The sequence below is a fragment of the Rhizobium sp. L1K21 genome (genome assembly GCF_024055895.1).
Classification (GTDB): domain Bacteria; phylum Pseudomonadota; class Alphaproteobacteria; order Rhizobiales; family Rhizobiaceae; genus Ensifer_A.
The window spans coordinates 1,291,285-1,314,357 of sequence record NZ_JAMXLE010000001.1 but is presented as its reverse complement, the minus strand read 5'-3'; the positions used below and the strand labels follow the sequence as shown (position 1 = coordinate 1,314,357).

Genomic DNA, 23,073 nt, shown 5'->3' with positions numbered 1-23,073 from the left:
TTCACTCGTCTTTTGTAATGTCGCGCGCAATACGCGCGTTTACCTCTGAAATAACCTGCGAGAAATCTTCAATATGGGTGAAGTCGCGGTAGACCGAGGCATAACGGACAAAACCCACATCGTCCAGCGCCTTGAGCGCTTCAAGAACCTGAATGCCGAGCTCTTCGGAGGGAATTTCCGTCTCGCCGGAACTTTCCAGCCGCCGCACGATGCCCGAAACGGCACGCTCGATCCGGTCGCGATCAACCGGACGCTTGCGCAAGGCGATCTCGAAAGAACGAACCAGTTTGTCGCGGTCGAAGGGCACTTTGCGGCCGGTTTTCTTGACCACCATGAGCTCGCGCAGCTGCACGCGCTCGAATGTTGTGAAGCGGCCCGCGCAATCCGGGCATATGCGCCTCCGGCGGATGGCCGTATTGTCCTCCGCCGGACGGGAATCCTTCACCTGAGTATCTGGACTTCCGCAAAATGGGCACCGCATGCTGAGACCGCTCCGTATCCGTTACATATATGGATACATCGGGAAGCGTTCGGTCAAGCCGACAACCTTGTCGCGCACGCCAGCTTCAACAGTTGCATTGCCCTCATCGTCATTGGCCTGACGCAGACCGTCCAGAACCTCGATGATCAGCTTGCCGATTTCCTGGAATTCGGCTTCCTTGAACCCGCGTGTCGTGCCGGCTGGCGTGCCGAGGCGAACACCGGAGGTGACAAAGGGTTTTTCCGGATCAAACGGAATGCCGTTCTTGTTGCAGGTGATGTAGGCACGGCCGAGAGCAGCTTCCGCGCGCTTGCCGGTCGCATTCTTCTTGCGCAGGTCAACCAGCATCAGGTGGTTGTCTGTGCCGCCGGAAACGACATCCAGACCGCCATCAACGAGCGACTGGGCGAGCGCCTTGGCGTTCTTCACGACCTGTGCTGCATAGTCCTTGAATTCAGGCTTCAGTGCTTCTCCGAAGGCAACAGCCTTGCCGGCAATGACATGCATGAGCGGTCCGCCCTGCAGGCCGGGGAAGACGGCGGAATTGACCTTCTTGGCGATGTCCTCGTCATTGGTGAGGATCATGCCGCCGCGCGGACCACGCAGCGACTTGTGAGTCGTGGTCGTGGCAACGTGGCAATGCGGGAATGGCGACGGATGCTGGCCACCGGCAACGAGACCGGCAATGTGCGCCATATCGACCATGAGATAAGCACCGACAGAATCGGCAATCTCGCGGAAACGCTTCCAATCCCAGATGCGGGAATAGGCCGTGCCGCCGGCAATGATGAGCTTCGGCTTGTGCTTTTCAGCCTGCTCGGCCACGTAATCCATATCGAGAAGGTGATCGTCTTCACGCACGCCGTAGGATACGACGTTGAACCACTTGCCCGACATGTTGACCGGCGAACCATGGGTCAGGTGCCCCCCGGAGTTCAGATCGAGACCCATGAACGTGTCACCCGGCTGCAGAAGCGCCAGGAAAACGGCCTGGTTCATCTGCGAACCGGAATTCGGCTGAACGTTGGCGAAGTTCACGCCGAACAGCTTCTTGGCGCGCTCGATGGCGAGTTCTTCAGCAATATCAACAAACTGGCAGCCGCCATAATAACGCTTACCCGGATAGCCTTCTGCATATTTGTTGGTCATGATCGAACCCTGCGCTTCAAGCACAGCGCGGGAAACGATGTTTTCAGACGCAATCAACTCGATCTCGTGGCGCTGGCGGCCGAGTTCTTTCTCGATAGCGGAGAAGATTTCGGGATCGGTTTCAGCAAGCGTATTGGTGAAGAATCCGGGGGTAGCACTCATGTCTGTCTCTCTCATCCGTGAAGAAGGGATCCGGTGAAGGCCAAGCTCTTAAAGCCCCAAGCCTGGAAGAGCAAGACGCGATTGCGCCTCCGGCTGTGGAGCTTGCGGCATTTGAATTCAGTTCAGCACCGCAATCGAAAAATTGAGGACGGCGGCAAAGCTCACCCATGCCAGATAGGGAATGAAGAGCACGGATGCGATGCGCGCATAGGGCCAGGTCTGACGGATGAAGACGACAATCGAAAACCAGAGAAAGGCAATGACGACGAAAGCCGGCCACGGCGCATTGAGACCAAACCAGATCGGCGTCCAGAGCCAGTTCAGCACCATTTGCACGCACCAAACCCGCATCTGCGGGCTCTTCGAACCCAGAACCTTGTAAACACGCCATCCTGCAATAGCGATGAACACATAGATCACCGACCAGACAGGACCAAAAACCCAATTCGGCGGGTTGAATGGCGGTTTTTCAAGCGTTGCATACCATTCGCCGGGTCGAAAACTGGTGCCGATCAGAAAACCAACGCCCAACACCACAACCAGAAAAACAGCCAATACGGCCAGCGAACGCGATGTGCCAGAACCTGTCTTGGTCAATGTCTTCTCCCATCCTTATGCCGATAACCACTGCTGGTTAGAACGACCGAAGCCCCCTTTCGGTTCACCGTTTTTGCGTTTTCCGAAATATGGGTGCTACATCAGTCATCGTCATCAGCGTCATCATGCGCGGTGAGCATATGATCGGCCCACAGCTCCTTTCCGATTGGCGCGCCAATCTGGAAAGAAAACGACGTCACTTCCGACAAATCCTCATTCAGCCCGCAGCGGAACTTGAAATTATACCACTGCCCGCCACTGCGAAAGGCTGCACCATTGGCAATAAGCGCCCTGCCCTCAACATGCGTGTTGGCCATGGCATAGGCCACGAGCTGATCGGGCGCAAACGCTTTGTCTGCCGCCGCGATCTGTTCCATCCCCTCCACGTCGCAAAGCTGCTCCACACGCTCCGGCTCCGCCAGCGTGGCCAGCGCTGCCACAGCCCTGGCATTGATGGGCTTTTGCAGAACATCGCGAGCGAACAGTTTCGTCGCCGCCTGCATCTGGCTGCTTTGCGCGGGTGGCGCAGTCCTGGAGCCAGCATCCGGCAACGGAATTTTCGGAGGCGTTCGCAGGACATCCGGCGCAGACATTGGAGGCAGTTCAAACGGCCTTTCGGGAACCGAAGGCAACATGTTCACGCTGACGACATTTTCAGGCGGAGTGCCGGGTGCTTCAGGCTGCGGGATGAGGGCAAGGGCCGCTGCCAGCAGCAAAAGATGCAAGAAGATTGACACCAGCAAATCCGGCGCGAGCCGGCGCGCGCTTTGCGGCAAGACCAAAACCGGTTGGCGCGAGGAAGCGTTCATCACCTTACCACCAATAAAAAAGCCGCATGTCGAATGCGGCTTCTAAAGGGCAGTTTCATGGCACGGCTCAGTTTGCCGCTTGTTCCTGGTTCAACCCGGTCTGGAGCGCGAGCTGATCTGCACCGTCCATGGCATAGATATCGTCGCGGAACTGCACGACGTGGTCCTTGGCAGACCATGCCGTGATATATTTGAAGTAAACCGGCACCTCCTGCTCCAGTGGAACAGGTGTGTTCACGCCGCTCTTGATGACAGATTCGATTTGCGGGCGATCCCAACCGGGCGTGTCGCGCAGAAGCCAGGCCACAAGATCGCGAACATTCTGCACACGCACGCAACCGGAGGATTCAAAGCGCGCAAGCTTGTTGAACAGGCCTTGCTGCGGCGTGTCATGCATATATTCGCCGTTCGGATTGTGGAACTCGATCTTCGTCGAGGCCATGGCGTTGTTCTTGCCCGGGTCCTGACGGAACATCAGGTTCGGTGCCTTCTCGGCATTCCAGTCCACCGTTTCCGGTGCCACTTCATTGCCATTGCCGTCAAACAGACGGATATTGTTCTTCGCCAGATATTGCGGATCTTCACGCATCAGCGGAACGATATCCTTCTGGATGATCGAACGCGGAGCCGTCCAGTAAGGGTTCAGCGTCACCCTATAGATATTGGAGTCGATAATGTGTGTGGGTCGGCTCAAACGCCCAACGATTGCCGTATGGCGTTGCACAACGCGATCATTCTCAACCGCCTCGATATAGGCGGCCGGAATATTGACCATGACATAACGCTGGCCAAGGTCCGTCTTGATGTCCTGCAGACGCTCAAGGTTCTTTTCCAGCTGCATGAGGCGCACGTCGGCGGGAACATTCATCGCATCCAGCGTGAATTTGCCCATCAAACCATCCTGCGGCAGGCCGTGACGTGCCTGAAAACGCTTGACCGCGCCATCCACGAACGAGTCATAAACATCGGAAATGCCCGCAGAACGCGGCAAGTCACCGGAAATGATCAAACGCTGGCGCAGGCTGCGAACAGCCGGATCGGTCACACCGAGACGCAAGGCAACCGTTGGCAGCACCTGTGGCCAGCCGCCATTCAGAACAATCTGCCGGTAGGCATCAATAGCCATTTGAATATTGGGTACCGCATCCGACCCGAAAATGGGGTTGTTGGAGGCAACGGCGGACGCAGAACTGATAGCCTTCGCATCGAACTGATCATCCCAGCTGCCTCTGCGCGGAGCATTGATCACACTATCCAGCATTTCGTCTGCAAATGAAGGAGCAGCAAGCGCCCCGAGACCTCCAAAAGCTGCCGTTGTCAGAAACGCGCGACGGGAATATTTCATCGTGATGGACCTGCTTTGTCTGTGAAATCTGAATCGCTGAGCGACCACAATAGTGAATTAGCTTCCGGTGTCATAGCAATATGGCCAAAGCGTGTCGCCAATCCGGCTCTACAACTTCAAAAAACCGTGAGGCCGGCCACCTTGTGGTGACCAGCCATGAATAGTGCAAAAATGTTACTGTAGATTTTACAGACGGTAAAGGATCGTATCATTCCAGAAGCGATCGAGGCGCTGTAGAAGCTTGTTCATCTGCGAGAACTCGCTTTCGCCGATACCACCCACCTGTTCAATCGAACCAATGTGCCGGTTGTAGAGCGATGCGACCGTTTCGGCGATCTCGCGGCCTTCGTCTGTCAGGCTGATACGAACGGCGCGACGGTCGGAACGTGAGCGCGAATGGTTGATCAAACCGAGGTCGACCAGCTTCTTCACATTGTAGGACACGTTCGAACCGAGATAGTAGCCACGCGAGCGCAGCTCGCCTGCTGTCAGTTCCGAATTGCCGATGTTGAAGAGCAGCAATGCCTGGACGGCGTTGACGTCGGCGCGACCCTGGCGCTCGAACTCGTCCTTGACCACGTCGAGGAGACGGCGGTGCAGACGCTCGACCAGATGAAGCGATTCCATGTAAAGATCACGGATGGTGTCATCGACTGCGACTTCAGAAGACGCTTTGATGTTCTTTGTTATAGCGTTCATTTTTCTGCCTCACTGTTTTATGCGGCGGTTGTTTTTTCTTTTCCCGCCTTCGTATGAGACACTATCGAATGCATCTAAAATTCTATTTAAAATGCAGGCTTAACAAGACCTTACCCAATGCGTAACGGCAATCAGAGTGAATCAAGCGTTACCGCACGGTTTGCCACACGCCGCTGATACCAGATCACAGCAATGAAAATGACGAAGACGGCTGCGACTGTGAGATGCATGATAATCAAGAGGTCGTTACGCCCATAAATGAGATACCAGAACGCATGGATCAATGTCTCGTAACCGGCTGCCGCCGCCCACAGCACCACGCCCCAGGAAACCCCGCTCCAAAGGCCGAGCGCTGCCACGGGATAGAGGACAGCAAGGCAGGTCGCGACCGTCCGCCACTGACTGGACATCAGATCGAAGCGCATGGCGCCATTGTCCGTATAGCCGATCAGCATCGCCCAATAGTGAAGGCCGAAATAGAAGCACGACACAGCAACGAACCGCATGAAAACGGTAAACAGAAACTCGGTCGGTTTGGCTGATCTGAGCCAGATTGAATCATCTTTCATACGCGCCACAATAGGACGGCTGCGTCGTCGTGTCAGCCATTTTGAACGATTTGAGTGTTTGGTTCTCCATTGTCCCATGTTAATCAGCCAGCATCGTATCGAAACCGGAAGCCAGAAAATGACCGACAAGACCCATGCCGTTGATTTGATTACCGGCCACCGCCGCATGCGCCGCAACCGAAAGGCCGACTGGACGCGCCGGATGGTGCGGGAAAATGCGCTGACGGTGGACGATCTGATCTGGCCGGTTTTCGTGATTCCCGGCACCAACCGCATTGAACCGGTCGCCGCCATGCCCGGCGTCAACCGCATGACGGTCGACAAACTGGTGGAGGCCGCAAAGGAAGCCGCAGATCTCGGCATTCCAGCAATTGCCACCTTTCCCAATATCGAAATGGATCTGCGCGACGAGACAGGCTCCAATATCCTGCTTGCCGAGAACCTGATCAATCAGGCAACCGCTGCAGTCAAGAAAGCCGTTCCCGACATCGGGATGATCACTGACGTGGCGCTCGACCCGTTCACCAGCCACGGCCATGACGGCATCTTGCGCGACGGCGTGATCGTGAACGACGAAACCGTGGATCTGGTCACCCGCGCTGCTGTGATGCAGGCCGATGCCGGTGCCGATATCATCGCGCCGTCCGAAATGATGGATGGCCGCATCGGCGCAATCCGCCAGGCGCTTGATGCAGCCGGTCACCAGAATGTCGGCATCATGAGCTACGCCACGAAATTTGCATCCGGCCACTACGGCCCCTACCGCGAAGCCATTTCCACCGGCGGGCTGCTCAAGGGCGACAAGAAGACCTATTATGTCGATCCGGCCAACGGCACCGAGGCCGTGCGTGATGCAGCGCTCGATGTCGAAGAAGGTGCCGACATGCTGATGGTCAAACCCGGCCTGCCCTATCTCGATATCTGCTGGCGCCTGAAGGAAGCCTTTGGACTTCCGGTTTTTGCCTATCAGGTCTCCGGCGAATACGCGATGGTGAAGGCGGCTGCCGCCAATGGCTGGATCGATGGCGAAAAGGTCATGATGGAACAGCTGCTCTGTTTCAAGCGCGCCGGCTGTGACGGTATTCTGTCCTATTTTGCCATGGATGTCGCAAGACTGCTTGCCAAATCATAAGCCCATTGAAGTAGGCGCAAGACCGCACCATATGTTTTGCAAGATAAAGGAGCAAAACTATGGACAACATGAATGGAACCGCAGTGATGGAAGATAGCCGCGCATATGATGGCGTGCTTTTCCGGCGCGGCATTGCATTCATTGCTGACTATATCGCGGTGGCACTTCTGTGCATACCGGCGGTCGTTGTGGTCTTCTTCCTGGGGATCATAACGCTCGGCATCGGCTGGTTCCTTTACCCGATACTCTTCTTTGTGGTCGCAGGGCTCTATTTCGGCCTTTCGGTTTCCGGGCCGTTTCAGGCAACCCCTGGAATGCGCGCCATGGGCCTGAAAATGCAGCGCACGGATGGCGGACACATCGACTTTCTGACCGCGGTCGTCCATCTCGTCCTGTTCTGGATTTTGAACGCCATCGTGACACCGCTCATCCTGCTGGTGGGGCTGTTCACCAATAAAAGCCGGCTTCTGCACGACTTTGCGCTTGGCACGGAAGTCGTCAACGTGCGCTACTATTGAGCCTCAGCCGAAAACGGACCATCCGGTTTTCTTGGCAAAGAGCTCCAGCGCACGTGTGCCGGCTGCCGAATTTCCGATCTCGTTGAGGCCCGGCGACCATACCGCAATGGACGCCTTGCCGGGTGCCACCGCCATGATCCCGCCGCCCACGCCGCTTTTGCCCGGCAGACCGACCCGGAACGCAAAATCACCGCTGGCGTCATAATGCCCGCAGGTGAGCATCAAAGCATTGATGCGCCGCGCGCGCTCGGCACTCACGATCCGCGGGCCGTTGCCTGGAAGTTTGCCGCCATTGGCCAGAAACTGCCCGGCCCAGGCGAGTTGCAGGCATGACATGGCAATCGAGCACTGGTGAAAATAGACCCCAAGCGTTTTCTCGACCGGATTGGTGATGTTGCCGTAGCCGCGCATATAGTTGGCAAGGGCGGCATTGCGAAAGCCGGTGGCCTGTTCGGAACGCGCCACATCCTCGTCCATGTAAACCGTGTCGTCCTGCGATATGTAACGCATGAATTGCAGAATTTCGCCCAATGTCTCGCGCGGCTGGTGACCGGCAAGCAGGACATCGGCGGTTACAATTGCTCCGGCATTGATGAAAGGGTTACGGGGAATTCCGTGCTCGTGTTCGAGCTGGACAATCGAATTGAAGGGATCGCCCGAGGGCTCGCGACCGACGCGCTTCCAAAGCCCGGACCCAACGCGTCCAAGCGCAAGCGTCAGCGTGAAGACCTTGGAGACACTCTGAATGGAAAAAGGTTCCAGGGCATCACCTGCAAAGGCTGTTTCGCCATCAGTGGTGACAACGGCAATCCCGAATTTATCCAGAGGAACACGCGCCAGGGCGGGAATATAGTCAGCGACCTTGCCCTCTCCAAAATGGGGCCGCATTTCCTCATAAACATCCTGCACGATCGCACTGATCGACATGCACCTCTCCATGTTGCAATGCAAAAATTATGGCAGAGTCTCACTGCAAATGTCGAGAGCTCGCAGTTCGAACTCAGGACTTTGCGTCAAGCGCAGCTTCCACCGCGTCCAATTCATGCTTGATGTTCCAGCGATCATGATACCACAGCCATTGGCCGGGATATTCGCGCACCCAGCTTTCCACCTTGTCATTGAGCATCTGCGTCAGACGGTGCACATCAAGACTGCCATCGTCCTTGCGCGGCACTTCAACTGCCGGCTCCATCTCCAACTTGAAGCGACCACCGGGAAGACGCACGCAGCGCGCTGGAAAGATATCGCAATTGAACTGCCGAACGAGCTTCGGCACCAGCGGATTGGTTTTGACCGGCAGTCCGAAAAAGGTCGTATCGAGCCCTTTGTGAAACTTCTGATCCACGAGCACGCCAACCCCAAGGCCTTTTTCCAGTTGACGCGCTAGCGCAAAGCCCGAACCTGCATGGGAAGGGACGAGATTGCCCATCTTCCGCGCGCGCAGGTCATGGATTTTTTCGGCGATGTAAGGGTTGTTCGGCGGACGAAAGAGCGCCGTTACATCAAGACCGTAGGCCGCACCCGCAACCGGCAGAAGCTCGAAATTGCCCGTATGGCCGGTAAAGACGATGAACGGCCGCGGATTTTCGAGAAGGTCCTTGAAAATCGGAATCCCTGAGACTTCGATGCGCCCCGCATTGGGATTGTTCACGTCAAAATCGAACAACGTGTCGAGATAAACATATTCGGCGGCCATGCGGCCCATCGCGCCCCAGGCGTCCGAGGCGATTTCTGCAAGTTCCTGCCCGCTCTTTTCAGGAAAAGCGCGCCGCAGGTTGATCATCATCAGGCGCTGGCGCTTGAGCTTCGGCCCGATAAAGCGCGCAAAACGATCCATGAAATTCATGGCCCACCGCGCAGGCAGCAACTTGAGAAACGCCATGAAGAAAAAGACGAGATACGCCCAGATCAATTGCTGACGCTTGCGCGTCTCCATGATGAGACGCAGAAGACCTGCCTTCATCAAATCAGTCCATCTTCAGAACGATTTTGCCGAAGATGGAACGCGATTCCATTCGTTCCAGCGCACGCCTGATATCATCAAACGTCACCTCGGTATCAATCACGGGATGAACGAGGCCGCGGCCCATCTTCTGCATGGCATTGGCCATGTTTTCCATGCGGCAGCCGAACGAACCGAGCAGCTTGAGCTGTTGCTGGAACAGCATCATCAGGTTCACGTCGGTAGAAACACCGGATGTGGAACCGCAGGTGACCAGACGTCCGCCGCGCTTAAGGCAGAGCATGGAACCGGCCCAGGTGTCCTTGCCGACATGTTCGAACACAACGTCGACACCTTTTTTCTTGGTGATCTTGCGAACCACACCTTCAAAGCGGTCCTTGCGGTAATTGATCACATGATCGGCACCAAGCGCCTTGGACTTCTCGATTTTATCGTCGGAACCGACAGTGGTAATCACCGTGCAGCCGATCTTCTTGGCGATCTGAATGGCCGCCGAACCAATGCCCGATCCACCAGCATGGACAAGAATCGTCTCGCCCGGCTCCAGCTTGGCATTGTCGAAAAGCATATGCTCAACAGTGCCGAAGGTAATGGGGGCAAGGGCTGCACCAATCGCATCCACACCGGGCGGAGCCGGAATGAGATTGCGCGCTGGCATATTGACCTTTTCCTGGGCAAAGCCGTCGAGGTGGAAGCCGTGCACGCCGCCCACATGTTCGCAAAGATTGTCGCGCCCCTCCTGGCACGGCTTACAGAGGCCGCAGGTACGTGCGCCAAAAATGGCAACCAGCTGACCGGGCAAGACATTTGAAACACCAGGACCAATGGCTTCCACAACGCCGGAAGCCTCTGCACCGATGGTGAGCGGCATCTTGCGCTTGGCAAAGGCCATACCGCGCCAGCCCCACACATCGATATGGTTCAGTGCAACCGCCTTGACCCTCAATGTCACTTCACCGGGACCAGGTGCGTCCGGCTCAGGAATGTCGACAGCCTCAAGCTTGCGATCTTCGATCAGTTGCAATGCGCGCATGCGAGTTTACTCCGCCAAAATGTTCTTCTTGTTTCTGGCGCTGCTCTAGACCGGTTCTGCCGCAAGCACAAGGCTTGCATTCTGACCACCGAAGCCGAATGAGTTCGAAAGAACGGCTTTCACCGTCTTCTCGCGCTTCGCGTTCGGCACGACATCAAGCTCGATGGCCGGGTCCGGATTGTTGTAGTTGATGGTCGGCGGCAGCGTTCCCGTCAAGATCGTCTGAAGCGAGAAAACGGCTTCGACAGCACCTGCTGCCGTCAGCGTGTGACCGATCATCGACTTGTTGGACGAAACCGGGATCGACTTCAGAGCATCGGCAAAGACGGCATGCATGGAGCCATATTCCATCTTGTCGTTTTCCGGCGTCGATGTGCCATGCGCATTGATGTAATCAATGCCGCTCTCGTCGAGGCCGGCATCGGAAAGCGCCGCCCTGATCGTCGCGATAGCAGGCCCGCCATCGGGCGAAGAGCGCGTGCGATGGAAGGAATCCGCTTTTTCACCGCAGCCCTGAACAATGCCATAAACCTTGGCGCCGCGCGCAATGGCAGCATCGAGCGATTCCAGAACAAGCGTTGCAGCCCCTTCAGCGATCACGAACCCGTCACGATCCTTGCTGAACGGCTTTGAGGCCTTTTCAGGCGGATCGTTCTGTGTGGAAAGCGCTGACAAGAGCGAGAAGCGGATCAGCGCTTCGGCACTCAGCGAGCCATCGGTTGCAACGGTCAGTGCACGGTCGGTACGGCCCTGGCGGATCGCCTCGACACCAAGCTGAATGGCTGTTGCACCCGATGCACAAGCTGTCGATAGCGTGACAGGCAGACCGCGTGTGCCGAACTTGTCGGCCAGACGCTCCGAAATTGAGCCAAACAAGACGGCTTCATGGAAAGCCGGATCAGGCCGCTCACGCATCGCCGCAAGATAGCGGGTGTAAATATCGTCTTCCGCAGCCTTCGGCCCTGAACGGTCGGCAAGCTCGAAGCGCGCCAGCCACTCGGCTTCGACAGGCGGTGCCGCCAGAAAGAGCGGCCCACCGAAATCACCGGAAAGCCCCGCATGCGCCAAAGCTTCGAGCGTCGTTTCGCGCGCGAAAGCGTAAGACCGTTCCACTGCATTCGGCACCGGAATGTCGATGAAATCAACAGTGCCGGCAATACGCGTGGAGAGCGAATTCACCGGGAAGCGGGTGATGTTGTGAATTCCCGAAACACCGCTGGTCAGCGCTTTCCAGTTGTCGTCCAGCCCCTGCCCGAGAGACGTGATAACGCCCATGCCGGTGACGGCGACAATGGGACGGCCAAGATGATCGCGATAGGATGAACTCATGTTCGCCTCCCTCAATTGTACTGCGTGAGGTAGGCAATCCCCTCACCGCGCTGATGCCCGACCGTGGTTACAACCGCATTCTTGACCGGCTCGTTCATGGCCGCTTCATTGTCGGCGTCCAGCGGCACCACCTTTGCGCCCTTGCCGAGCGCCAGTGCGGCAAGCGCAAGACCGGCAGGAAACTGCGCTTCCATTCCATGGCCCAGAGCGCCACCAAACCCGCGAAGGGCAGCATTGGGGAAACGCTTTTCAATCCAGCTTTTTTCACGCCCTGTAAGACCATGCATGCCGGTGGCACCAGAAAAGACCAGTGCAGTCTCCAGCCCTTCAGCCATACGGTCCAGACGGCTCTCCATCTTGCCGTCGTCACGCGTGCCGCGGTCGCCCTCGACATTTTCAAGCACTGCATAAATGGAAGCGCCACGCGCTTCTGCGTGCGCACGCGATTCCAGAACCAGAAATGCGCCAAGCGAGCCGAGCATCATCCCGCCGCCGGCATTCGGATCACGCGACCAGAGCGGCGTCCAGCCACCGGTGGCATGGCAATTGCTGCCTTCCACCTGCAAGAGAATGTCAGGGCGTTCCGCATTCAGCGCACCACCAACCAATGCGTGGGTGGATTCGCCAGCACGAATGCGGGCGGCAGCCGTTTCAACGGCCGAAACACCTGCTCCCTCTTCGCCCATGAAGGTGCGCGACGAACCGGTCACCTTGTGAACAATCGAAATATTGCCGGCAAGCAGATTGGACAACTGCGCAAGAAAAAGCGTCGGGCGAAGCTCGGTAGTGAGCTTCTCGTTCAGAAGCTCTTCGCGGTCGTTGCGGGTAAGCGCCTCGTCGGCAATCATGGAATCGACGTGAATATCGCGCTCGCCACCACTGGCAGCAACGATCATATCCATCGTCGAGCAAAGCTCGGCATTGTCTTTCATGCCGGCATCATCAAGTGCGAGACCGGCGGCAAATACGCCGAGACGCTGCCAGTTTTCCATCTGCCGCTGATCACCGCGTTTGGGAATCTGGGCAGACCAGTCGATTTCAGGCAGCGGATGAACAGGATACGGTGCAAAACGCTCTGTCTCCACACGCACGGTGGGCGCCGTGGTGGAAAACAGCGCTTCTTCGTGCGCCTCGCGCCCGACACCCAGGCAGGAAACGATGCCAACGCCGGTAATTACGACATCACTGGATGAATTTGCCATCTCTACTCCCCCTCAGGCTTCTGTACCCATCGCCTTGAACAGGCCGAGTTCTTTTGCGCGGTTGCGGACGATATCGCCAAGCGGCACCTGATCAAAGGGCATTGTGCGCAATTTCAGCTGCGCATCGCAAACCTTTTTGCCGTTCGAAGTGATCTTGGCCTTTGTCACTGCAAAGCCAGAACCTTCATGCTCCAGAAAGGCTTCTATCTCCAGCGGCTGGTTCGGCTCCACGAATGTGCGCATCTTGGCACCATCCACAGACATCAGAAACGGCATTGCGGCAAAATCGGTAACACCGAGAACCAGGAATCCGGACGCCTGCGCCATCGTTTCTATCAGAAGCACACCCGGAACCAAAGGCATGCCGGGAAAATGCCCCTCGAAAACAGGACTTTTTTGGGGAACGGTTGATCGTGCTGTGAGTGTCAGTGCGTCGCGGTTAAAACCGGTGACCTCATCGATCATCTGGAAATATTCAAGCAGCATGGGAAAGCGCCTGCATCAAAAAAGAAGGCATGCGGTTAATTCCGCATGCCCGTGTCACCAAGTCAGGAAAGTGTCAGCCCTTGGCTGCGCGCAACTCGTCAATCTTGGCGCAGAGGTTTTTCATGACGAAATATTCTTCCGTCGAAGCCTTGCCGTCATTGACTTCCTGGGTCCACTGCTCAAGCGGGATCTTGATACCGAATTCCTTGTCGATCGCAAAAACGATATCGAGGAAGTCAAGGCTATCGATACCCAGATCATCGATTGTGTGGCTTTCCGGCGTAATGGTGTCGCGGTCGATTTCACTGGTTTCTGCAATGATATCGGCGACCTTATTGAATGTGTCTGTCACGCACATACCTCTTCTAACATTCTTTAAATTGGAGCGACCTATAGTCAAATCGCTACAAAAAGCCAATGCCTTTGTCTCTATATGTTTGGCCTTTGTGACCAAATAGCTGCAGATTCCTGCAGCGGGAACGCACATTGAAACATGCGCGAGAAATAGATAGGCACGCCAAGCGGTTTTTCAACGCGACTCAGACAGCAATCGAATGGCGTCCCTTGCCGTTGGAAAGATAGGCATCGAACGTTGCCGCAATGGTCCGCGCGAAAGGTTTTCCATGCTCGGTGATGACGCATTCATCATCGCGGATTTCGACCAGATTGTCATCGTTGGCAACAGCGAACTGGCGCGCCTCTGAACGGATCGCGGAGGCAAGCGCACCGAAGCGCTTGTCGAGATCAGCAAAAGACAGGCGAAAATCGCACATGATGCGCTCGATCACATAGGCTCGCATCACATCGTCGCTGGAAAGCGCAATCCCGCGCACCGCGGCCAATCCACTTTCTTCCGTCATGCGTTGATATTCACCGGTTGCGGTCATGTTCTGCACATAGCCTTGCGGAAACTGACCAATGGACGAGGCACCGAGCCCAATCAAGGCATCGGCTGCATCATCGGTATAGCCTTGGAAATTGCGCCGCATACGCCCTTCCCGCGCTGCAACCGCCAGACTGTCGTCCGGCTTTGCAAAATGATCAATCCCGATCGTCTGATAGCCCGCCTCCTGCAAGAGACGCGCAGCAAGACGGGCCTGCTCAAAGCGCATACTGACATCCGGCAGCGCAGCTTCGGGAATCATCGTTTGGTGCTTTTTCATCCACGGAACATGCGCATAGCCGAAGAGCGCAATGCGGTCGGGATCAAGCGAGGTGATCTGCGAAACCGTATTTTCGAGCGTTTCCAGCGTCTGATAAGGAAGGCCGTATAGCAGGTCGCAATTGACCGAATGAACGCCGCGCGCCCTCACCGCCTCGACAACCGAACGGGTATGATCAAAGGTCTGTATGCGATTGATCGTCTTCTGCACCTTGGGATCAAAATCCTGCACGCCAAGGCTCGCGCGCGTCATGCCGATTTCCGCCAATGCGTCATAGCGGGCATCATCCATGTCGTTTGGATCCATTTCCACACTGATTTTCGCATCCTTCTGGAAAGAAAAATGGGACTTCAGGTGATCCCCCAGCCGAATGATGTCTTCCGGTGTCATCATGGTTGGCGATCCACCGCCGAAATGCAGCGCGGAGACAGTCACTCCCTCGCGCAGCCGACTTGAAACCGCCTCAATTTCGCGAAATAGAGCCTCAATATACGTGGCGACGGGCTCGTATTTCAGCGTGTGCTTGGTGTGACAGGCACAAAACCAGCAGAGTCTGTCGCAATATGGAACATGAATGTAGAGCGAAACGCTGGCTCCCTGCGACAGTTCAGCCAACCACTGGCCGTATTCACCATTTCCGATTGCAACATCAAAGTGTGGTGCGGTAGGATAACTGGTGTAACGGGGCACTGGGGCGGAATATTTCCCAACAAGACTTTTGTGCATGTAAATTCTCCTTGGGAGCGTTTTATGACACAAAAGCCTGGAAGAATTTGATCCTGATCAATTCCAAGCGCAGGCGATCCTGTACAACTCAGAAATGACGATTGCCAAATTTCTGTGGCCTGTCATTTTCTGATGCAAAGCGCCATCAACGTGGCCGGGAGAAAATGGATCAAATGACCATACCGAACAAAATGACCGTAGCAAATGACATGCAGGCAAATCGTCTGGACATTCATAATTCGGACATTCCCGCGCTTTGCCGCTCCTGCGAGGCCCGCCACGGCGGCGTTTGCGGCGCCTTGAACGTGGATCAGCTCATCGAACTGAACAAGCACTCCAAACGCCGCAGAATCAAGGCGGGCAGCGAAATTGTCGGACAGGGCGAAGCCACCACCTCTTATTCGAATGTGCTGAATGGCGTTGTAAAACTGTCCAAGATGATGGCGGACGGCCGCCAGCAGATCGTCGGCCTGCAATTTGCGCCAGATTTCTTGGGCCGCCCTTTCCTGAGCGAAAGCCAGATCAGCGCGGAAGCAGCCGTCGACACCGAACTGTGTTCGATCCCGAAAGGCGTGATCGACCGGATGATTACCGAATCACCCGGTCTCGAGCACAAGTTGCATCAGCAGGCGCTGAAAGAACTCGATGAGGCACGCGACTGGATGCTGACGCTTGGCCGCAAGACGGCGCGCGAAAAGGTCGCAAGTTTCCTCTACCTCATCGTTTCCAACATCAACCCTGAGGAAGAGGAAAGCTTCAGCTTCGATCTCCCGCTCACACGCGCCGATATTGCCGACTTCCTGGGCCTGACAATTGAAACCGTCAGCCGGCAGATGACGAAGCTGCGCCGTGACGGCGTGATCACGATTGAGAACAACCGGCATTTGACCTGCCACAGTCTCGATCGCCTGCGCGATGCTGCCGATATCGACTAAGAAAGTCAGAGACCTCCACCCGAGTGGTAGTTTAATGCTATGCAACAAACGCCCGGAAAAACCGGGCGTTTTGCTGTCAGAATGGCAAACGACTATTCCCGGATAATAATCTTGGTCTGTTTCAGTCCGTTTTGCTCGGCGAGACTGAAGAGCGTCGCCGCATTCTTCGGGTCGAGACGAACGCAGCCATGTGAGGCCGGACTGCCAAGCCGCTTCAAATCAGTGGTGCCGTGCACGGCATAACCGCCGTGGAAAAACAGCGAATAGGGCATGGGCGCATTGTTGTATTTGCGCGAGCGATGGTTTTTGGAAAGCCACTTCACCGTGTATTGGCCGGTCGGCGTGTGATAGCCCTTGCGTGCCGTTGACACTTTCCACTTGTACTGGCGAAAGCCGTTTTTGTAGACCGTCATTGTCTGATCGGAAATATCGATCTGGGCAGTGATATTGGCGGCATTGGCAGACGCTGCCGACACCCCGAGAGCAATGGCGGCCGCAGCCACAAGTACCAGTTTACGCATTCTTCCCTCCGGAAAACACTTGTTCAGTCCCACTTGTGTGAATGGTGCAATACACCAAACTGGTTTCATGACGTTTAATCAGCACGTAAAAACGTCACAAAACCGCCGCATTTACGCCAGTTTCCCCGAATCCGACTAAAAATCAACCACAAGAATTCACAAGAGCGTGATCAGCGCCAGCACGCCGGCTGCAATGGAAAGGATGCTGCAAGCGCCGCCGAACACCCTTAATCCCGAACGGATATCCCCCGGGGAGGCTCCATCGCGGCCTTCAGCATTGATAAAGGGCTCATCGACCCTCTCGCCGCCATAGATGCGCGGACCGGCAAGACGAATACCAAGCGCTCCGGCCATGGCACCTTCCGGCGAGCCCGCATTCGGCGAACGGTGGATGCGGTGATCGCGCAACGCCGTTAGCAGCGATGCCATAGCGCCCTTCCCGGTCGTGAGTGCCCCAAAGGCGATGGCGAGGATGGAAAGACGGGCGGGCAGCCAGTTTGCAAGATCATCGAGCCGCGCAGAGGCCCAGCCGAAATGGAGATATTTGTCGTTTCTGTGGCCGATCATGGAATCGGCGGTGTTCAGCATCTTGTAGGCCAAAAGCCCCGGCAGGCCGAGCACGACATACCAGAATACCGGCGCTGCAATACCGTCAGAGAAATTCTCCGCAAGGCTTTCTATCGCCGCGCGGCTGACGGCCGCTTCGTCGAGCACGTTCGGATCGCGCCCGACGATCATGGACACGGCCCGGCGGCCCGCCTCCAGGCCTTCATCCTCAAGCGCATCGGCAACGGCGCGGACATGATCAGCAAGGCTCTTTTGCGCCAAAAACACCGAAACAACGATGGCTTCAAGCACGAGCCCCAGAAGCCCGAGTGTCCAGAATAATGACCCGAGGGCGTAGCCGACAAGAAACGCACTCGTCAGGGCAAGAACGATCGAGATGGCCCCAGCCAGCTTCAGCTTCTGGGGCGTATTGCCCTTGATGTTCAAGTGGTGATCGAAAAAGTCGATCACCTTTCCAAACGCCACGACCGGATGTGGCAAACGCGACCACAGCCAATGCGGATCGCCGATCACGCGGTCGATCATCAAAGCCAGAAAAAGGCAGGTGAAGCGAAATGCAAACATGATCAGCCAAACGCCTTCAACGCGGACAGAAGGCGCAGGCCGTCCTCATCCCGTGCAAACAGACCGACACGCAGCCAATCCGGACGATAGTCGAATGCACGCGTCAAAATCCCCTCACCCGCCAGGTGTTCGAAAACAGCCCTTGCATCTTGGCAGCCAATAAGCGCAAAGAGGTCCGTTCCGCCAATGACAGGAAAACCGGCCTCTTCCAGAACCGTTTCCAGCGCAGCCCGCCTTTCCCTGATGGTCAGACGCAGCTGTTCATGGTCCTGCCGCATCAGCGCATCGGCAATAACAAGCGCCGGGCCGGAAACCGGCCAGGGCCCCAAAATGCGTTCAATTGCGGGGCCGTGTTCATCACCGGAAATTGCAAAGGCCAGACGCAAACCCGCATAGCCGAAGAATTTGCCGAAAGAGCGCAGAACCACCAGATTGGAGAAACGCTCCGTTGCACGGGCCATACTCAACGCCGGCTCCAGATCGGCGAACGCCTCATCGACAACCAGGATCGTGCCCGTTTCAGACAGCCGTTCACAAAGGCGGAGCAGTTCGTCCCGCGAAAAGACTCGCCCGTCAGGATTATTGGGGTTCACGATCACGGCAAGACCATGCGCCGGCGATATGGCGTCCGCCACGCTGACAAAATCGACCGCAAAACCGCTATCGGCAAAAACCTGCTGATACTCGCCATAAGTCGGCGCCAAAACCGCAATCCGTCGGTTGACATCAGCACGGTTCGCCAAGGCCCGAATGAGCATCTGCGTCCCGCCCGCTGCAATCGGCAATATAGCGCCCGAACCATAATAGCGCGCCGCAGTGTGACGCGCCGCTGCGATCAGATCACTATCGGGCAGTCGCTGCCAGACGGAAGCAGGGATGTCCGGAAGCGGCGGCGCACAAGGATTGATCCCCGTCGAAAGATCGAGCCATTCCTCGACCGGACGACCGTAACGCGCAGCCGCCGCATCGATGCCACCGCCGTGAAAGACGCCCGAACCGGTCATTCAACACTCCCGGCAATGTCGACGAGATGCATATAGGAGCCGGCAACCTTGCCCAGGCGCAGACCGCATGTTCCAAGCGACGTTCCCACCGCATCGCGCGCCGTAAACAGAGGCTCGCCAGGACCTTCTGCGACCACAGTGGAATAATGAAACTCATGCGCCGTCATCGTTTCAGCAAAGAAGGAATGCGAAACCGGCTCGACAACGCGGTAACCGAGATGACGCTTGCGCTCCGCAAATGTCGTGATCACCGGCAGAAGACCAAGCATGGCATGGCGCGTGCCATCGGCGGAAATCAGCCCTTCCCCCAGCACCATATAGCCCCCGCACTCGCCATAGATGCGGGTATTGTGCTCGTGAGCGGCCAGCATGCCTGCCTTGAAATGACTGGCAGCGGCAAGACGGCCCGCATGAAGCTCAGGGTAACCGCCCGGAAGATAAATCGCATCGGCCTGTTCATCAGGGCCGTGATCGCTGAGCGGCGAGAAAAAGGTGATTTCAGCGCCGGCATTCCGCCAGCCTCGCAGGAGATGCTCATAGGAAAAGGCGAAGGCAAGATCCCGCGCAACGGCAATGCGATTGCCAAGCGGTGGAATTGAAGACACGGCATCACCTGTCTTGAACGCGTGACGTTCACCGGCAAGGCCAAGCAGCGCATCCATATCCACCGAAAGCTCGACAAGGTCTGCGGCATGTTCGATAAACCGCTCAAGACCGGCGTGTTCGCCCGCCTGAACAAGCCCCAGATGCCGCTCCGGCAGCTGCATGGCGGGATCGCTGACCACCGCGCCAAAGACGCGAATACCGGCTGCATCGAGCGCCGAACGCAACATGGCCTCATGGCGTTCGCTGCCGACCCGGTTCAGGATCACGCCGGCGACGTTGATATCGGGCCTGTGGATCATGAACCCGCGCACGAGAGCCGCCACAGAATGCGACATACGCGCGCAATCAACGACGAGGATGATATTCAGACCCAGAAGTGCCGCCAGATCGGCCGGCGAACCCGAACCATCCGCTGCAGCATCATAAAGACCCATCATCGCTTCCACGATGAGCGGCCTGTCCTTGGCGTGCTGAGCCGCCTGCACGCGCAAGAATTCAGGGCGCATGGCCCATGGGTCGAAATTGAGGCAGGCGGTTCCAGATGCCGCAGCATGAAAGGCCGGGTCGATATAGTCCGGCCCCGCCTTGCCGGGGGCCGCCTCAATGCCGAGACGGCGAAGCGCACGCAAGAGCCCGAGTGTCAGGGAAGTTTTGCCCGACCCCGACGAGGGCGCGGCAATCAGGAGCCCGCTCATTCCGCTGCCTTCACTGCCTCTGAAATCAGCCCGTCAAGGGTCAGCTCGCGACCGGCCAGCGCACCTTGCCAGTCCATGGCCTTTCGGAAACGCACGACCTCGCCGACGACAACGATGGCCGGCGGTTCAATTCCCGACGCGGCAACATCGGCTTCGGCCTGGGAAAGTGTTGTTTCGAGAACAGTCTGCTTTGAAGTTGCGGCATTACAGACAAAGGCCACCGGCTCATCCGGCGAGCGGCCCGCCGCAATCAAATTGGCACTGATCTGCGCAATGTGCTTCATCGCCATATACATGACGAGAACCGGCGAGCCCTTCCCAAGCGCCTCCCAATTGATGCGGTCTGGAATGATGCCTGACGAATCATGACCGGTGAGAAAGGTTACCGCATGATTGACCTCGCGGTGCGTGACGGGAATGCCGGCATAGGCAAGCCCCCCGATTCCCGCAGTGATTCCCGGCACGATGCGGAAGGGAACGCCATGCTCAACCAGCGTCATGGCCTCTTCGCCGCCACGCCCGAACACGAAGGGGTCTCCGCCCTTCAGCCGCAGGACACGCTTGCCATCCTTGGCCAGTTCCACGAGACGCAAAGAGATATCGCGCTGCTTGGCGGACGGCTTGCCGCCGCGCTTGCCGGCATATTCCAGCACCGCATCATCACGCACCAGGCCAAGGCATGCATCGCTGACCAGCGCGTCATGCACCACAATATCGGCCTGTCCCAAAGCCTTGACGACCAGCAACGACAACAGCCCCGGATCGCCTGGACCGGCACCGGCCAGCCACACTGTACCTGGCTCAAGATCTGCAAGCGTCGCAAACAGTTTTTCCATCATCCAAAAACTTTATTTTCGCCCGCCGCAAAATGCAACGCGCAAACGCGACTTGCGCGGTCCTTTGACCGTCAACATTGCACCATATCTGTGGGGCGCGAAAAGCGGAAAACAGCCCAAAAAATCATCCGCTTCCAAAGTCAAAGAGGATGAAAGTGCATTTGCATGGCGCATAAGCCCGACTATATTCGCGCCATGAACGCCAGCACCGAAAATGACAAAGACGAAATTGCCGAACCGTCCCAGCAAGCACTGCGCACCGGCTGGACCACCGGTGCCTGCGCTACCGCTGCCGCAAAGGCGGCCCTTGCCGCGCTGATCACCGGTGAATTCCCAGATCCCGTCGCCATCACGCTGCCCGGCGGGGAGACACCGGAATTTGCACTGGCTTTCGAAACGCTGGGCGACGGTTATGCCATGGCAGGCGTGGTGAAAGATGCAGGCGACGACCCCGATGTAACCCATGGGGCAACTGTCATTGCCGCCGTGCGCCCGCTCAAACCGTCAAGCGGCATTCACTTCAAGGCAGGCAACGGTGTTGGCACTGTCACCAAGGCAGGCCTGCCTATTGAACCTGGGCAGGCAGCGATCAATCCCGTTCCTCGCTCCATGTTGACGGCGGAGCTTACTGCCCTCTGTGCAGAAGCCGGATTGCCCGCGGACCTGGAAGTGACGATCTCCATTCCTGGCGGCAAGGAACTGGCCGAAAAGACCTGGAACCCGCGGCTTGGCATTGTGGGTGGATTGTCGATCCTCGGCACCACCGGAATTGTCAGGCCTTTCTCATGTTCGGCCTGGATTCACTCCATCCATCGGGGTGTGGATGTGGCGCGCGCCGAAGGGCTGAACCACCTTCTGGGCTCCACCGGTGCGACGTCTGAAAAGACTGCACAGGAATATCTGGAACTGCCGGACGGCGCTCTGATCGATATGGGTGATTTCGCTGGCGGCTTTCTAAAATATGTCCGCGCGCACCCGGTCGAAAAGCTGACGATCGCCGGTGGATTTGCGAAGATATCGAAGCTTGCCCAAGGTGCACTTGATCTGCATTCAGGGCGCAGTCAGGTCGATATGGATTTCTTCATTTCACTGGTCTCGCCAGATATCTTGAATCAAAATCTGAAGGAGCGGATTCAAAATGCGAACACCGCGCTTGAAGTTCTGGAAATGACTCGCGAATCCGGCATCGAACTCGCGCCATTGATTGCCGAAAAGGCACGCGCCTTTGCCCAATCAACGCTGCGCGACGCACCCGTGCGCGCCGGTATTCTGATTGTCGACCGGCAGGGAAAGATACTCGCCCATGCCCCTTAAGAAGGTGCTTATTCTCGGCGGCACGCGCGAGGCCGCCGAACTGGCTGCGGAACTTGAACAAAGTGGCAAATGGGATGTGACGACCTCACTGGCCGGCCGCACGAAGGAGCCTGCTCCCCTTGCCGGAAAAGTGCGGATCGGTGGCTTTGGCGGCGCAAAGGGGCTGGCTGAATTTATCCGCACAAATGAGATTGAGAAGGTTATCGACGTCACCCATCCCTTCGCGAAAACCATTTCAGCCAATGCGGCTTTCGCCTGTCAGGAAACAGGGACTGTGCTTGAAGTGCGCATGCGCGCGCCATGGGGAAAACAGGATGGCGACCGATGGATCGACGTCGGCTCGCTGGAAGAAGCCGCCAACGCTCTGCCCTCCGGTGCCCGCGTTTTTCTCGCCCTTGGCAGACAATATATCGGCGCCTTCACGAAACGAAACGATTGCCACTTCTTAATCCGAATGGTGGACATGCCGGAAACGGAGCTGCCCTTTTCAAGCTACAGGCTGATAGCGGCAAAGCCATCGAGCAACCCGAATGAAGAAGCTGCCCTCCTAAGCGAAAACGATATCACCCACATCGTTTGCCGCAACTCCGGTGGCAAAGGGGCCTATGCAAAAATTGTGGCAGCCCGCGAGATGGGGCTGCCCGTTATCATGATTGGCCGCTGAAGCC

25 protein-coding genes are annotated in these 23,073 nt (G+C 56.9%); 5 read left to right on the top strand and 20 right to left on the bottom strand.

Features of this window, described 5'->3' with window-relative positions; all coding sequences use genetic code 11:
• Window position 1: 1 nt before the first annotated feature.
• The 7 genes from nrdR to NHF56_RS06220 form a co-directional block, all read right to left on the bottom strand.
• Complete coding sequence (gene nrdR / locus NHF56_RS06250; RefSeq protein WP_252802574.1) at window positions 2-481, bottom strand: transcriptional regulator NrdR; 480 nt, start codon at window positions 479-481, stop codon at window positions 2-4.
• 21 nt (window positions 482-502) lie between these two features.
• Window positions 503-1,792, bottom strand: coding sequence for a serine hydroxymethyltransferase (gene glyA / locus NHF56_RS06245; RefSeq protein WP_252802572.1), 1,290 nt, complete (start codon window positions 1,790-1,792; stop codon window positions 503-505).
• A gap of 117 nt (window positions 1,793-1,909) precedes the next feature.
• The gene (locus tag NHF56_RS06240) at window positions 1,910-2,389 is read right to left on the bottom strand and encodes a TspO/MBR family protein (RefSeq protein WP_252802571.1); all 480 of its coding nucleotides are present in this window, start codon (window positions 2,387-2,389) and stop codon (window positions 1,910-1,912) included.
• Window positions 2,390-2,490: 101 nt separating this feature from the next.
• The gene (locus tag NHF56_RS06235) at window positions 2,491-3,198 is read right to left on the bottom strand and encodes a DUF930 domain-containing protein (protein ID WP_252802568.1); all 708 of its coding nucleotides are present in this window, start codon (window positions 3,196-3,198) and stop codon (window positions 2,491-2,493) included.
• Between the two features lie 67 nt (window positions 3,199-3,265).
• Entirely contained in the window at window positions 3,266-4,543 is a 1,278-nt protein-coding gene (locus tag NHF56_RS06230; protein WP_252802566.1) for a murein L,D-transpeptidase, read from the bottom strand.
• A 186-nt stretch (window positions 4,544-4,729) separates the two neighbouring features.
• The gene (ldtR, locus tag NHF56_RS06225; protein WP_252802565.1) at window positions 4,730-5,242 is read right to left on the bottom strand and encodes a transcriptional regulator LdtR; all 513 of its coding nucleotides are present in this window, start codon (window positions 5,240-5,242) and stop codon (window positions 4,730-4,732) included.
• Window positions 5,243-5,373: 131 nt separating this feature from the next.
• The gene (locus NHF56_RS06220) at window positions 5,374-5,811 is read right to left on the bottom strand and encodes a DUF6163 family protein (RefSeq protein WP_252802564.1); all 438 of its coding nucleotides are present in this window, start codon (window positions 5,809-5,811) and stop codon (window positions 5,374-5,376) included.
• 118 nt (window positions 5,812-5,929) lie between these two features.
• Here NHF56_RS06220 and hemB point away from each other — a divergent pair, with 118 nt between their 5' ends.
• The gene (gene hemB, locus NHF56_RS06215; protein WP_252802563.1) at window positions 5,930-6,943 is read left to right on the top strand and encodes a porphobilinogen synthase; all 1,014 of its coding nucleotides are present in this window, start codon (window positions 5,930-5,932) and stop codon (window positions 6,941-6,943) included.
• Between the two features lie 59 nt (window positions 6,944-7,002).
• Entirely contained in the window at window positions 7,003-7,461 is a 459-nt protein-coding gene (locus NHF56_RS06210) for an RDD family protein (protein ID WP_252802562.1), read from the top strand.
• Between the two features lie 3 nt (window positions 7,462-7,464).
• On the opposite strand, the gene NHF56_RS06205 is transcribed toward NHF56_RS06210, so the two are convergent.
• The 8 genes from NHF56_RS06205 to hemN all read right to left on the bottom strand — a co-directional run bounded on the left by NHF56_RS06205 (window position 7,465) and on the right by hemN (window position 15,363).
• Complete coding sequence (locus NHF56_RS06205; protein WP_252802560.1) at window positions 7,465-8,388, bottom strand: glutaminase; 924 nt, start codon at window positions 8,386-8,388, stop codon at window positions 7,465-7,467.
• 73 nt (window positions 8,389-8,461) lie between these two features.
• Window positions 8,462-9,424: a lipid A biosynthesis lauroyl acyltransferase gene (locus tag NHF56_RS06200; protein WP_252802558.1), complete on the bottom strand. Its 963-nt coding sequence runs from the start codon at window positions 9,422-9,424 to the stop codon at window positions 8,462-8,464.
• A gap of 4 nt (window positions 9,425-9,428) precedes the next feature.
• Window positions 9,429-10,457 (bottom strand): zinc-binding dehydrogenase, encoded by a 1,029-nt coding sequence (locus tag NHF56_RS06195; protein WP_252802556.1) that lies wholly within the window; start codon window positions 10,455-10,457, stop codon window positions 9,429-9,431.
• 45 nt (window positions 10,458-10,502) lie between these two features.
• A complete protein-coding gene (locus NHF56_RS06190) occupies window positions 10,503-11,786 on the bottom strand; it encodes a beta-ketoacyl-ACP synthase (protein ID WP_252802554.1) in 1,284 nt (427 codons plus the stop codon).
• Between the two features lie 11 nt (window positions 11,787-11,797).
• Window positions 11,798-12,988, bottom strand: a complete 1,191-nt coding sequence (locus tag NHF56_RS06185) for a beta-ketoacyl-ACP synthase (protein ID WP_252802552.1) — start codon at window positions 12,986-12,988, stop codon at window positions 11,798-11,800.
• Between the two features lie 12 nt (window positions 12,989-13,000).
• Entirely contained in the window at window positions 13,001-13,474 is a 474-nt protein-coding gene (locus tag NHF56_RS06180; RefSeq protein WP_252802550.1) for a 3-hydroxyacyl-ACP dehydratase FabZ family protein, read from the bottom strand.
• Between the two features lie 73 nt (window positions 13,475-13,547).
• On the bottom strand, window positions 13,548-13,832 hold the full coding sequence (locus NHF56_RS06175; RefSeq protein ID WP_252802549.1) for an acyl carrier protein: 285 nt from the start codon (window positions 13,830-13,832) through the stop codon (window positions 13,548-13,550).
• 181 nt (window positions 13,833-14,013) lie between these two features.
• Window positions 14,014-15,363: an oxygen-independent coproporphyrinogen III oxidase gene (gene hemN / locus NHF56_RS06170; RefSeq protein WP_252802548.1), complete on the bottom strand. Its 1,350-nt coding sequence runs from the start codon at window positions 15,361-15,363 to the stop codon at window positions 14,014-14,016.
• A gap of 209 nt (window positions 15,364-15,572) precedes the next feature.
• On the opposite strand from hemN, the gene NHF56_RS06165 reads away from it, so the two are divergent.
• Window positions 15,573-16,298 (top strand): Crp/Fnr family transcriptional regulator, encoded by a 726-nt coding sequence (locus NHF56_RS06165; RefSeq protein WP_252804872.1) that lies wholly within the window; start codon window positions 15,573-15,575, stop codon window positions 16,296-16,298.
• A gap of 92 nt (window positions 16,299-16,390) precedes the next feature.
• Here the strand turns inward: NHF56_RS06165 and NHF56_RS06160 are convergent, their stop codons facing one another.
• The 5 genes from NHF56_RS06160 to cobA all read right to left on the bottom strand — a co-directional run bounded on the left by NHF56_RS06160 (window position 16,391) and on the right by cobA (window position 21,091).
• Window positions 16,391-16,819, bottom strand: coding sequence for a L,D-transpeptidase (locus NHF56_RS06160; RefSeq protein ID WP_252802546.1), 429 nt, complete (start codon window positions 16,817-16,819; stop codon window positions 16,391-16,393).
• A gap of 156 nt (window positions 16,820-16,975) precedes the next feature.
• Window positions 16,976-17,950, bottom strand: a complete 975-nt coding sequence (gene cbiB, locus NHF56_RS06155; RefSeq protein ID WP_252802544.1) for an adenosylcobinamide-phosphate synthase CbiB — start codon at window positions 17,948-17,950, stop codon at window positions 16,976-16,978.
• A gap of 2 nt (window positions 17,951-17,952) precedes the next feature.
• Window positions 17,953-18,954, bottom strand: a complete 1,002-nt coding sequence (gene cobD / locus NHF56_RS06150; protein WP_252802542.1) for a threonine-phosphate decarboxylase CobD — start codon at window positions 18,952-18,954, stop codon at window positions 17,953-17,955.
• Window positions 18,951-20,255, bottom strand: a complete 1,305-nt coding sequence (locus NHF56_RS06145) for a cobyrinate a,c-diamide synthase (RefSeq protein WP_252802540.1) — start codon at window positions 20,253-20,255, stop codon at window positions 18,951-18,953. Before NHF56_RS06145 ends, cobD begins: the two co-directional genes overlap by 4 nt.
• Window positions 20,252-21,091, bottom strand: coding sequence for a uroporphyrinogen-III C-methyltransferase (cobA, locus tag NHF56_RS06140; RefSeq protein ID WP_252804870.1), 840 nt, complete (start codon window positions 21,089-21,091; stop codon window positions 20,252-20,254). The genes NHF56_RS06145 and cobA overlap by 4 nt, the downstream gene beginning before the upstream one ends.
• 195 nt (window positions 21,092-21,286) lie before the next feature.
• Between cobA and NHF56_RS06135 the strand changes: the two genes are divergently transcribed.
• Together NHF56_RS06135 and NHF56_RS06130 are read left to right on the top strand one after the other, a co-directional pair.
• Entirely contained in the window at window positions 21,287-22,405 is a 1,119-nt protein-coding gene (locus NHF56_RS06135; RefSeq protein ID WP_252804868.1) for a cobalt-precorrin-5B (C(1))-methyltransferase, read from the top strand.
• Complete coding sequence (locus NHF56_RS06130) at window positions 22,395-23,069, top strand: cobalt-precorrin-6A reductase (RefSeq protein WP_252802538.1); 675 nt, start codon at window positions 22,395-22,397, stop codon at window positions 23,067-23,069. The genes NHF56_RS06135 and NHF56_RS06130 overlap by 11 nt, the downstream gene beginning before the upstream one ends.
• The last annotated feature ends 4 nt before the right edge of the window (window positions 23,070-23,073 follow it).

Excerpts from the sequence above, each read along its gene's own strand:
- nrdR (WP_252802574.1), bottom strand. The coding sequence starts at position 481 with ATGCGGTGCCCATTTTGCGGAAGTCCAGATACTCAGGTGAAGGATTCC.
- glyA (WP_252802572.1), bottom strand. The coding sequence starts at position 1,792 with ATGAGTGCTACCCCCGGATTCTTCACCAATACGCTTGCTGAAACCGAT.
- NHF56_RS06235 (WP_252802568.1), bottom strand. The coding sequence starts at position 3,198 with ATGAACGCTTCCTCGCGCCAACCGGTTTTGGTCTTGCCGCAAAGCGCG.
- NHF56_RS06230 (WP_252802566.1), bottom strand. The coding sequence starts at position 4,543 with ATGAAATATTCCCGTCGCGCGTTTCTGACAACGGCAGCTTTTGGAGGT.
- ldtR (WP_252802565.1), bottom strand. The coding sequence starts at position 5,242 with ATGAACGCTATAACAAAGAACATCAAAGCGTCTTCTGAAGTCGCAGTC.
- NHF56_RS06220 (WP_252802564.1), bottom strand. The coding sequence starts at position 5,811 with ATGAAAGATGATTCAATCTGGCTCAGATCAGCCAAACCGACCGAGTTT.
- hemB (WP_252802563.1), top strand. The coding sequence starts at position 5,930 with ATGACCGACAAGACCCATGCCGTTGATTTGATTACCGGCCACCGCCGC.
- NHF56_RS06210 (WP_252802562.1), top strand. The coding sequence starts at position 7,003 with ATGGACAACATGAATGGAACCGCAGTGATGGAAGATAGCCGCGCATAT.
- NHF56_RS06205 (WP_252802560.1), bottom strand. The coding sequence starts at position 8,388 with ATGTCGATCAGTGCGATCGTGCAGGATGTTTATGAGGAAATGCGGCCC.
- NHF56_RS06200 (WP_252802558.1), bottom strand. The coding sequence starts at position 9,424 with ATGAAGGCAGGTCTTCTGCGTCTCATCATGGAGACGCGCAAGCGTCAG.
- NHF56_RS06195 (WP_252802556.1), bottom strand. The coding sequence starts at position 10,457 with ATGCGCGCATTGCAACTGATCGAAGATCGCAAGCTTGAGGCTGTCGAC.
- NHF56_RS06190 (WP_252802554.1), bottom strand. The coding sequence starts at position 11,786 with ATGAGTTCATCCTATCGCGATCATCTTGGCCGTCCCATTGTCGCCGTC.
- NHF56_RS06185 (WP_252802552.1), bottom strand. The coding sequence starts at position 12,988 with ATGGCAAATTCATCCAGTGATGTCGTAATTACCGGCGTTGGCATCGTT.
- NHF56_RS06180 (WP_252802550.1), bottom strand. The coding sequence starts at position 13,474 with ATGCTGCTTGAATATTTCCAGATGATCGATGAGGTCACCGGTTTTAAC.
- NHF56_RS06175 (WP_252802549.1), bottom strand. The coding sequence starts at position 13,832 with ATGTGCGTGACAGACACATTCAATAAGGTCGCCGATATCATTGCAGAA.
- hemN (WP_252802548.1), bottom strand. The coding sequence starts at position 15,363 with ATGCACAAAAGTCTTGTTGGGAAATATTCCGCCCCAGTGCCCCGTTAC.
- NHF56_RS06165 (WP_252804872.1), top strand. The coding sequence starts at position 15,573 with ATGCAGGCAAATCGTCTGGACATTCATAATTCGGACATTCCCGCGCTT.
- NHF56_RS06160 (WP_252802546.1), bottom strand. The coding sequence starts at position 16,819 with ATGCGTAAACTGGTACTTGTGGCTGCGGCCGCCATTGCTCTCGGGGTG.
- cbiB (WP_252802544.1), bottom strand. The coding sequence starts at position 17,950 with ATGTTTGCATTTCGCTTCACCTGCCTTTTTCTGGCTTTGATGATCGAC.
- cobD (WP_252802542.1), bottom strand. The coding sequence starts at position 18,954 with ATGACCGGTTCGGGCGTCTTTCACGGCGGTGGCATCGATGCGGCGGCT.
- NHF56_RS06145 (WP_252802540.1), bottom strand. The coding sequence starts at position 20,255 with ATGAGCGGGCTCCTGATTGCCGCGCCCTCGTCGGGGTCGGGCAAAACT.
- cobA (WP_252804870.1), bottom strand. The coding sequence starts at position 21,091 with ATGGAAAAACTGTTTGCGACGCTTGCAGATCTTGAGCCAGGTACAGTG.
- NHF56_RS06135 (WP_252804868.1), top strand. The coding sequence starts at position 21,287 with ATGAACGCCAGCACCGAAAATGACAAAGACGAAATTGCCGAACCGTCC.
- NHF56_RS06130 (WP_252802538.1), top strand. The coding sequence starts at position 22,395 with ATGCCCCTTAAGAAGGTGCTTATTCTCGGCGGCACGCGCGAGGCCGCC.